We start from the raw sequence: 8387 nt of genomic DNA, 5'->3' as shown, positions 1-8387 counted from the left end.
GGGCATGGGCGTGACCGCCGGCGCTGCCGCCCTCTTCGGGCTGTGGCTGCTGCTGGCCGCCTTCGGCTTGCAGTGGGGGCCGCTGCTGATTTTCGTGCTGCTGGGCGCGGCCTCGCTGCTCGCCGCCATCACCTACACCGTGGGGCTCGGCACTACGCCCTACGGCTACCGGGGCTTGGGCGACGTGGCGGTGTTCGTGTTCTTCGGCCTGCTGGGCGTACTCGGCACCTACTACCTGCACACCCAGGCGCTGAGCGGGCTGGCGCTGCTGCCCGCCGCCGTCTGCGGGCTGTTGTGCACGGCGGTGCTCAACGTCAACAACGTGCGCGACATCGAAAGCGACGCCCGCAACGGCAAGATCACCCTGGCGGTGAAGCTGGGCCGGCGCCGCGCCATTGCCTACCACTGGACGCTGCTGGCCGCCGCCCTGGCGCTCACGCTGGGGTATCTGCTGGCCGCCGCCGCCCCGCTCCCCAGCTGGAGCTGCCTGCTGGTCGCGAAGCCGCTCGCCGACGCCGCCCGCACCCTGAGCACCACCACCGACGGCGAAACGCTCACCAACATGCTGAAGAAGACCGCGCTCTCGACGCTGGGGTATAGCGTGCTGCTGGGCAGTGGATTGGCGTTTTTTTGAGCAGTGAAAGGCCGCGCTGAGCGCCACCACCGGCCCGACACGAAAACGGCTTGCCTTCGATGAGAGGGCAAGCCGTTTTACGTCATGAGGGTACTGGCAGCACCTAATCCAGATCCTCCAGCGTGACCACGATATCCCGCTGCGAGACATCCACATCCCAGAAGGTGTAGCTGTCCTTCTCTTCATCCACCAAGCGAATATCGAAGATCGGACTTTTGTAGTTGGTCAGCGTCACGCGCTGGGTATCGCCGTCTCTCAACACGTCGCTGCCCAACACGTCCTCCTCCCAGCTCGCCGCGTCCGCCGGGCTGATGTACATGTAGAGGATGGTGTAGCCCGTATTGTTGGTGATATCGACGTAGTAATCCGCCGCACTCGCTCAGGACGAGCAGCCCAGCAGCAAAAGACCCATGAGCAAGGTTTTTGCGAGTTTCATGACTGTTTCCTTCTTGTTTCGGGGGTTGGTATTCAAACGATCCATGGCGGGATGAATCGTGCCACAAGCGGCTACCGTGGTCGGGGTAATATATCGTGCCTGGTGGATCAAGAGTATGTGGCAGCTTATTTGGGCTGGACCGTCCCCAAATCATGGATACTTATAAACTTTTAGTAATGTTAATCAACCGTACTATTTACGCTAAAGAATTTATAAAAGCGAACCTTTAAAAGCTGACAATAGTTGTGAAAGTATAATTTTGTTTTGAATAAAAGATTATAACATCTATTTAAATTATAAATTAAAATTAATATCCATTCCTAACCAAAGAATTAAACTCACAAATATCAATAATCGTAATACTTTTCCTTTTATTAGCAAACCGCCAACAATACATTTTCTCAAAAAAAGATTTACAATTTTCGGAAAACAGATAACCCAGACTAGCCTAGCTTATCTTAATTTAAAAAAAGAAAAGTTAATGATAATATAAGAATTTATATTGCATTTACTTAAATTCAATTTAATCTTAAACCTAAAAACCTTCAACTGGCTTTATAAAACACCTTTAATGAGCATAACTTAAAACAACTAAAACATATTCGCATCAAATTCGACCACGGAAATAACAACCGCTTTATTTCACAACAACTAACCAAACACACTTAGCAAAGCATTCACTCACAGTTATCTTAAACCATTTAAAGAACAACTCAAAGGCTACTAGAGAAAAGAAAGATCCAGACTCTAGTAACGTTCGTAATACATTTGGTTTCCTAACCGAATATTTCGCTTTCAATTTGTCGATACACTTGCGTCTCTTCAGTAACTAGCGGGGCCATCGTATCTCTTAGAAACGCACACTTATTGTTGCCGCACTGAGTTAATTTTAAAATTCTTTTAATCTCTATAAATATTTTACTACTTGCAGACTTAACATCATCATTAGGGTTTCCTCTTTGAATGCTCTCTTGAATAGCAGAGGCCTTTGCTATTAAACACTCTTCAAAAAAATCTTCTTTCCCAAACGAAGCACACAATTTTCGAATAATCTCATCATCGAGCAGATAGCATTCAATATGTCGCCTACTAGATGTTCTTATACCTTTATCTAATAGTTCTACTACTTCGCCATCACTTTTATCATCTCTATCGACGAATTTTATTATCTCAGAAGACTTCAAAAATACTGGCAACAATCTTAATAGATTGATTTTCTAAGTTTTCTATCTCCGAACAAGACCCTACTGAAACAAACGTAACCCCATGATATTTTTTCCCTAAAATTATTCCGTATATCAAAGAGTCAAAATCTTTATATTTTCTACCTTGACTAGTTCCTTCGCAAAAAACAATTTTTTTAGGAGATATAAGCTTAGCGAAGTCAGCAAAAGCCAGGTCAAAGAAGCGGTCCCAGATTGCTTTGCTAATTTTAGTTGGCTGAATTGTCTCTGCTAGATCAAAATCTCTATTATCAAAATCTAAAAATATAACAGTGCCTGGATTTTCTTCTTCAATTTCTTCCGCTTCTTTGAGCATGCCAATAGAATGGGTAGACACCCAAAGCTGTGAATTCTCTGGAGTCAAATTATAAAGTTCTCTGAGCACTTTTGATTGAAGTCTTGTGTGCATGTGAGCCTCTGGCTCATCGATACAGAAAACTGCATCCGAATAAAAACTCGCTTTTATTATCATATCTAAAATTAAATCAAAAACTGATTTCTCGCCCGCTGATAAATTTCTATAATGAAAATCTTTTGCTGAACCTTTTTCAAAGTAAAAACTACCATTTGAGAGCGGATCTCCAATCGAGCTCAAACTTAGGTCTTCGAAAACTTTAGATAAGGAGGTTTTTATCTTGCCAATAAGTTCATCCCTAAGCTGCTCGACAGTTTTTTTGTTATTGTCTGTGTCATAAACGCCTGCCAAGGTTTGAGCTACTAAGCGCTGATAGTTTTCGGATACGGTTTGGTCATTCTGCATCAAATTTTGAAGCTTTATTTTTTCTGCAGGATTTCCTTGCCTATTAAGGTTAAGAACAGTGAAATCAGGTTCATTTCTGTATGCAGTACGGAAATAAAACTTGCCTTTTATTTGCTCTTGGTTTAACTGCTGATCCTTATGAAAGGAAATTTCAACTTTATCTTGAGATAATTTGCCACCAAGCATCTGGGCTGGATAATTTCCTATCATTTTTTTCTAAATAAGCTTGCACTCCGCTATCATTAAATCCTCTGAATTTATACCAATGGTTTAATGCTTCAAAAAGAGATGTTTTTCCGCTTCCGTTAGGTCCGACCATCACTATAAGTTTTGCAGTTTCAGGAATGCCTGTTAGCAAAAGACTTGTGAACCGCTTAAACCTATTTAACTTTACTTCTTTTATTTTCATAGTTAGTCCTCGCATTAGAAGCTTATTCAGATTATTTATACTTATAGAATACTAATGGCATGTATAAAATACAGATATTTAAAAAGTATCGATGCTATACGTGCGATTATACTTTTGATTTAGCTTTTTGAATCAAAGCAGCCAACTCAGGCTCAATTGGCATTTTCTTAAACGGACTAATATTAGCACCACCGGTATTGCCTTGAGGCACTAATCCAAACGCTGTTTTTGTCGCAGCCCCAATAATCCGAAATGCCTGGCCTAGCAATTCACGAAAAGAACGATTATGGGCAGCCCATACCAGCATTAGAACATGCACCTTAACGTGCCAATAAGTTGATTCCTGTCCAAGAACGTGAGCCCGTTCCAAATAAAAAAATTCTTGCTTAGCATTACCTTCTGACCTTGCCCGTATGGCATTTTCCAACTCAGCCTCAACGAAGGGTGCTACTTTCTTTGAAAAATTCAAACTCATAACGATTCTCTTGTAGAGGTAAAACAGTAATTGCATGCTCAACCATATAACATTAATAATGCGCCTGTACATTTATTAGTGCTACATCACTTATACTCGATTAGTAAAGTACTGATGTATTTAAAGTCGATCTGTTTACAAGCAGCGCTTTCTTTCTTCGCGTGCCCACTTGTTTCGACCGATTCAATTACACCCTAACCACAAACTTACCTTCGGTCACGCGCAAATTCGATGACAGCCGTCAACCATAGGTCGCAGACCTACACTCGCCAGCATGTAACCCAAGCCGAACATAAAGCTGCCGCTCGAAAGCGGCAGCATCAAACATCTGATTTCAAAGGGCAATGCCTTAAAGCACCACCTCATACCCCTCAAACTTCGGCGGCCCCAGATAAATCCCTTCCGGCGACTTGGCATTGGCATGCGCCTTGCGAAATGCCTCGGACTGCGTCCAGGCGCGGAAGGCGTCCTGGCTTTCCCAGACGCTGTGGGAGATGAACACGGTGTGGTCCTCCTGCTTGTCGCCCTGGAGCATCTTGAATGCCTTGAAGCCGGGCACCTCGTCCAGGTGGGAGTCGCGGTTGCGCCATACCTCGAGGAAATCCTCTTCCCGGCCCGGGGCGATACGAAAACGATTCATGGCGATGTACATGGGCTTGCTCCTTGGGGGATTGTGGCCAACGCTTGATGGTAACGCTACGACCCGGGCACGGATAGCCCAAGGAGCCCCATGGCCACTGCCGGTATTCACGTGGTGTGGTTCAAGCGCGATCTGCGCGTTCACGACCACGCGCCGCTGACCCTGGCCGCCGAGGCGGGGCCGGTGCTGCCGGTGTTCGCCATCGAGCCTGGCCAGTGGCGCGCACCCGATAGCGCCCTGCGCCACTGGCAGTTCGCCGCCGAGTCACTGGTCGATCTTGCGGCAGCGCTGCGCGAGCGGGGGCTGCCGCTGTGTATCTGGCAGGGCGATATGCTCGCGCTGCTCGCCGCGCTGAAGGCGCACTATGGGGCGATCACGCTCTACTCCCATGAGGAGACCGGCAACGCCTGGAGCTACGCGCGGGATGTAGCGGTGCACAAGTGGTGCCACGCTGAAGGCGTAACCTGGCACGAGCACCGCCAGGTGGGTGCGGTACGCGGGCTCAAGAGCCGTGTTGATCAGAGTGCCTGGGAAGAGCAGTGGGAGGCGCTGATGCAGGCCGCGCCCTGCAAGGCGCCCGTCAACGCCCGCCCCACGCCGGAGTGGGAAGCGTTTCATCACGTGGAAGTGGAGGAGCTGGCGAGGCTTGCGCTTGGCTTCGATACCACGCCCTGCCCGGCGCGCCAGCCCGGTGGTCGGCGGGCCGGGCGGGCGCTGTGGTACGGCTTCATTACCCGGCGCGGCGAGCGCTACCGGGGCTCGATCTCGAAGCCCTTATTGGCCGAGGTGCACGGCTCGCGGCTGTCGCCGCACCTGGCCTGGGGCACGCTTTCGATGCGTGAGGTGGTGCGCTCGCTGCGCCACCAGCGCGAGAAGCACGCCGAGAAGACCCGATGGGCGCATTCGCTTCGCTCACTCGCCTCGCGGCTGCACTGGCACTGCCACTTCATCCAGAAGCTCGAAAGCGAGCCGAGCATCGAGGCACACACGCTGCACCCGGCGCTCAAGGGGCTGCGCGAGCGCGACCCGGCGCACCCACGGCTGCTGGCCTGGAAGCGCGGCCACACCGGGGTGCCGCTGGTGGATGCCTGCATGCGCTGCTTGATCCACACCGGCTGGATCAACTTTCGCATGCGCGCGATGCTGATCTCGTTTGCGACCTTCGGCCTTGGCCTTCACTGGCGGGAGCCCGGGCTTCACTTGGCCAGGCTCTTCACCGATTTCGAGCCCGGCATCCACTACCCGCAGATCCAGATGCAGTCCGGCGCCACCGGCTTCAATACGCTGCGCATCTACAACCCGATCAAGCAGGCCGAGGACAACGACCCGAGCGGTGAGTTCGTCGCCCGCTGGGTGCCGGAGCTCACCGTGCTGCCCGTCGAGTGGCGGGCCAAACCCTGGGCGCTGCCCCAGAGCCTGCAGGCGCGCTACGCCTTCACCCCCGGCGAGCACTACCCGCTGCCCCACGATTTCGAAGCCGAAGCGCAGGTATGGAAAACGCGCATCTTCGAGATGAGCCACACGCCACAGGCGAAGGAGATCAGCCAGGCGTTGATGGCCCGGCTTGCCAGCCACCGCCGCCCCAGTGCCCGGCGCGGGCGGGTCAAACCCGTGGATCATCGCCAGCTTGCGCTGTTCGAGGGCTCAGAACCTAGAAGTGATAGTTGATGAACGCCCCGGTACGCCACTGCACGTCGCTGCCCACATCATCGACGATCGGGCTGTCGCTGGCGTCGCCGGTGAGCTTCGACACGCCCAGCAGGCCAGTGACGGACCACTGCTCGGTCAGGTAGTAGCTCAGCGATGCGTTGGCGCCCAGCGTGAAGGCGCCGTCGTCGGCCTCGAACGCCGCGATGCCGGAGCGCGCGCTGTCGGCCGGTGACACGCTGAACAGGGCATCGGTCCATTTGTCGCTGGTATAGGCCAGTTCCGGGCCGAAGGTCATCACGGTGCGCTCGCCCAGGCGGGAGACGTGCTGGGCCCTGATGGCGAGGCGATAACCGTCGATGTCGCCGGTGAACGGCGTTTCTGCCGACCCGGTGTAGTGCCAGCTCGCGTCGCGGTAGCTTACGCGAAGCCCTGCCGTCGCCCCGCCATCGACCTTGTCGAAGCGGCTCAAATCTCCGGTGTTGTCGCGGCCGAAGGTGTAGCCGATGAAGGGCGCCACCTTGACGTTATTCTGGTTGATGACGTTCCAGCCGATGCCGTTGCGAACGCTCACGAACACCGTGTCATCAAAGGTCGCTTCCACCGCCGGGAAGGCATTCCATTCGTAGTCGTCACTGCCCAGGTAGTCCGGGGTATAGATCGCCCCGGCGCCCAGCGTGCCCTCCCACTGCGCCCATGCCGTTGAGCACAGCGACGCGCTTGCGATGGCAAGCGACAGCATCAGCGGGCGGCGATAGTTTCTTGAATGCGGCATGTTCCAGATCCTGAGCGGCTCGAAGTAAGAACGAACTCTAGGCTCAAATCCATGATCGAGCAATCGTTTAACTACCAAACGGTCGTTAAGGTATACTCGCCTTCTTTATGCTGCTCATTGTGGGGTTCGACCCATGACACACTCCGCCAAGACGCCGCTGGCATCGCCGCGCAAGCGCACGCGCCTGCCCCCCGACGTTCGTCGCCAGTACCTTCTGGATGCCGCGCTCGACGAGTTCGCCCGCCTGGGCTTCGAAGGGGCCAGGGTCGAGGCCATCGCGCTCGCCGCAGGGCTCTCCAAGGCGGGGTTTTATGCCCACTTCGACAGCAAGGAGGCGCTGTTCGAAGCGCTGCTGGAGACGATCATGCTGCCCGTCGATGCCGAGCAGGCGTGGCCGGCAAGCCCCGGCGACAGCCTCGAAGCCGCCGTCGACGGTTTTCTGGGCATGCTCTACGGCGATGGTTCGTCGACGCGCCGGCTCTCGATCATGCGGCTGTTGATCATCGAAAGCGGGCGCGACCCGCAGCGTATCCGCCAGTGGTACGAGCAGCGCTACCGCCCCTATATCGACAAGCGCCAGCGTGCCCTGGAGTGCTATCTGCGCCGCTACACGGATCACGCCGGGCTGACGTCCGGCCAGATCGCGCTGGCGTTTTCGCCGGCGGTGCAGGCCATGTTCTGGCAAATGATCCTCGGTGGCGAACACGCGGCCAGCGAAATCGCCGCGATCAAGGAAAGCCACCGCGACATCATGCTGCGACTACTTTCAACGGACTGAAAACATGCCGACGCCCTTATCGCGATTACCTCGATTCGCCTGCCTGCTCGTCTCGAGCCTGCTGCTCACCGCCTGTGCGACGACGCCCTCTCCCGAGCCTCCGCCGCTGCCGACCGACCTGCCCGAGGCGTTCGTGGCGGCTTCCGGCGAGCAGCTCTTCGTGGCCCAGAGATGGTGGCAGGATTTTCAGGACCCCGAGCTCGACGCATTCATAAGGCTTGCCCTCGACGACAACCCGGGGCTTGCCCAGGCCATCGCCCAGGCGCGCATCGCCGAGGCGCAGTCGCGCGGCGACCGGGCGGATCTCTTTCCGCAGATCGGCGCCGGGCTCAACAGCTCCCGCCAGCGCCGTCCGGGCGGCGACCAGGGCCTGGGCGACAGCATCACCAACACCCACAACGCCACGCTCGACGTGAGTTGGGAGGTCGACCTGTGGGGGCGGCTGTCGTCGCTCTCCGCCGCCGGGCAGGCGGATTACCTCGGCGCCACCGAGCAGCTGCGCGCCATGCACCAGTCGCTGGCGGCGGATGTCGTGTCGGGGTATCTCGGCGTGGTCCAGGCCCGCGCCCAGGTCGAGCTTTCCGAGGATACCGTCGAGGCGCTGGAGGAG

Annotated in this window: 11 protein-coding genes; 4 read left to right on the top strand and 7 right to left on the bottom strand. The window is 54.4% G+C overall.

The features are described 5' to 3' along the window. The coding region (gene menA / locus BIS11_RS06345; RefSeq protein ID WP_253585837.1) for a 1,4-dihydroxy-2-naphthoate octaprenyltransferase at positions 1–634 on the top strand (634 nt) is incomplete at its 5' end. A gap of 103 nt (positions 635–737) precedes the next feature. Here menA and BIS11_RS06340 read toward each other — a convergent pair. From BIS11_RS06340 to BIS11_RS06315, 6 genes are all read right to left on the bottom strand, one after another. Further along, positions 738–953 (bottom strand): hypothetical protein, encoded by a 216-nt coding sequence (locus BIS11_RS06340; RefSeq protein WP_253424703.1) that lies wholly within the window; start codon positions 951–953, stop codon positions 738–740. Positions 954–1846: 893 nt separating this feature from the next. Next, complete coding sequence (locus BIS11_RS06335; RefSeq protein ID WP_253424700.1) at positions 1847–2254, bottom strand: hypothetical protein; 408 nt, start codon at positions 2252–2254, stop codon at positions 1847–1849. After that, positions 2241–3239 (bottom strand): AAA family ATPase, encoded by a 999-nt coding sequence (locus BIS11_RS06330; protein ID WP_253424697.1) that lies wholly within the window; start codon positions 3237–3239, stop codon positions 2241–2243. The genes BIS11_RS06335 and BIS11_RS06330 overlap by 14 nt, the downstream gene beginning before the upstream one ends. Beyond that, positions 3211–3462 (bottom strand): AAA family ATPase, encoded by a 252-nt coding sequence (locus tag BIS11_RS06325; protein WP_253424694.1) that lies wholly within the window; start codon positions 3460–3462, stop codon positions 3211–3213. Before BIS11_RS06325 ends, BIS11_RS06330 begins: the two co-directional genes overlap by 29 nt. Positions 3463–3568: 106 nt before the next feature. Beyond that, positions 3569–3937, bottom strand: coding sequence for a DUF3703 domain-containing protein (locus tag BIS11_RS06320; RefSeq protein ID WP_253424691.1), 369 nt, complete (start codon positions 3935–3937; stop codon positions 3569–3571). 349 nt (positions 3938–4286) lie between these two features. Continuing rightward, on the bottom strand, positions 4287–4589 hold the full coding sequence (locus BIS11_RS06315; protein WP_253424688.1) for an antibiotic biosynthesis monooxygenase: 303 nt from the start codon (positions 4587–4589) through the stop codon (positions 4287–4289). Between the two features lie 78 nt (positions 4590–4667). Here BIS11_RS06315 and BIS11_RS06310 point away from each other — a divergent pair, with 78 nt between their 5' ends. Continuing rightward, positions 4668–6245, top strand: coding sequence for a cryptochrome/deoxyribodipyrimidine photo-lyase family protein (locus BIS11_RS06310; RefSeq protein ID WP_253424684.1), 1578 nt, complete (start codon positions 4668–4670; stop codon positions 6243–6245). Here BIS11_RS06310 and BIS11_RS06305 read toward each other — a convergent pair. Continuing rightward, positions 6229–6999, bottom strand: coding sequence for a MipA/OmpV family protein (locus BIS11_RS06305; RefSeq protein WP_253424681.1), 771 nt, complete (start codon positions 6997–6999; stop codon positions 6229–6231). The genes BIS11_RS06310 and BIS11_RS06305 overlap by 17 nt on opposite strands. A 133-nt stretch (positions 7000–7132) precedes the next feature. Between BIS11_RS06305 and BIS11_RS06300 the strand changes: the two genes are divergently transcribed. Both BIS11_RS06300 and BIS11_RS06295 read left to right on the top strand, forming a co-directional pair. After that, positions 7133–7777: a TetR/AcrR family transcriptional regulator gene (locus tag BIS11_RS06300; RefSeq protein ID WP_253585836.1), complete on the top strand. Its 645-nt coding sequence runs from the start codon at positions 7133–7135 to the stop codon at positions 7775–7777. Between the two features lie 4 nt (positions 7778–7781). Beyond that, positions 7782–8387 (top strand): TolC family protein (locus BIS11_RS06295; protein WP_253585835.1); only part of this gene is annotated, 606 nt, incomplete at its 3' end.

Source organism: Halomonas sp. 707D4, from assembly GCF_024158685.1.
Lineage (GTDB): Bacteria > Pseudomonadota > Gammaproteobacteria > Pseudomonadales > Halomonadaceae > Vreelandella.
This window is presented reverse-complemented; position numbering and strand designations above follow the sequence as displayed.

What these genes read in the sequence shown, in the direction of transcription:
- BIS11_RS06340 (WP_253424703.1), bottom strand. Translation starts at nt 953, where the DNA reads ATGTACATCAGCCCGGCGGACGCGGCGAGCTGGGAGGAGGACGTGTTG.
- BIS11_RS06330 (WP_253424697.1), bottom strand. Translation starts at nt 3,239, where the DNA reads ATGCTTGGTGGCAAATTATCTCAAGATAAAGTTGAAATTTCCTTTCAT.
- BIS11_RS06325 (WP_253424694.1), bottom strand. Translation starts at nt 3,462, where the DNA reads ATGAAAATAAAAGAAGTAAAGTTAAATAGGTTTAAGCGGTTCACAAGT.
- BIS11_RS06320 (WP_253424691.1), bottom strand. Translation starts at nt 3,937, where the DNA reads ATGAGTTTGAATTTTTCAAAGAAAGTAGCACCCTTCGTTGAGGCTGAG.
- BIS11_RS06315 (WP_253424688.1), bottom strand. Translation starts at nt 4,589, where the DNA reads ATGTACATCGCCATGAATCGTTTTCGTATCGCCCCGGGCCGGGAAGAG.
- BIS11_RS06310 (WP_253424684.1), top strand. Translation starts at nt 4,668, where the DNA reads ATGGCCACTGCCGGTATTCACGTGGTGTGGTTCAAGCGCGATCTGCGC.
- BIS11_RS06305 (WP_253424681.1), bottom strand. Translation starts at nt 6,999, where the DNA reads ATGCCGCATTCAAGAAACTATCGCCGCCCGCTGATGCTGTCGCTTGCC.
- BIS11_RS06300 (WP_253585836.1), top strand. Translation starts at nt 7,133, where the DNA reads ATGACACACTCCGCCAAGACGCCGCTGGCATCGCCGCGCAAGCGCACG.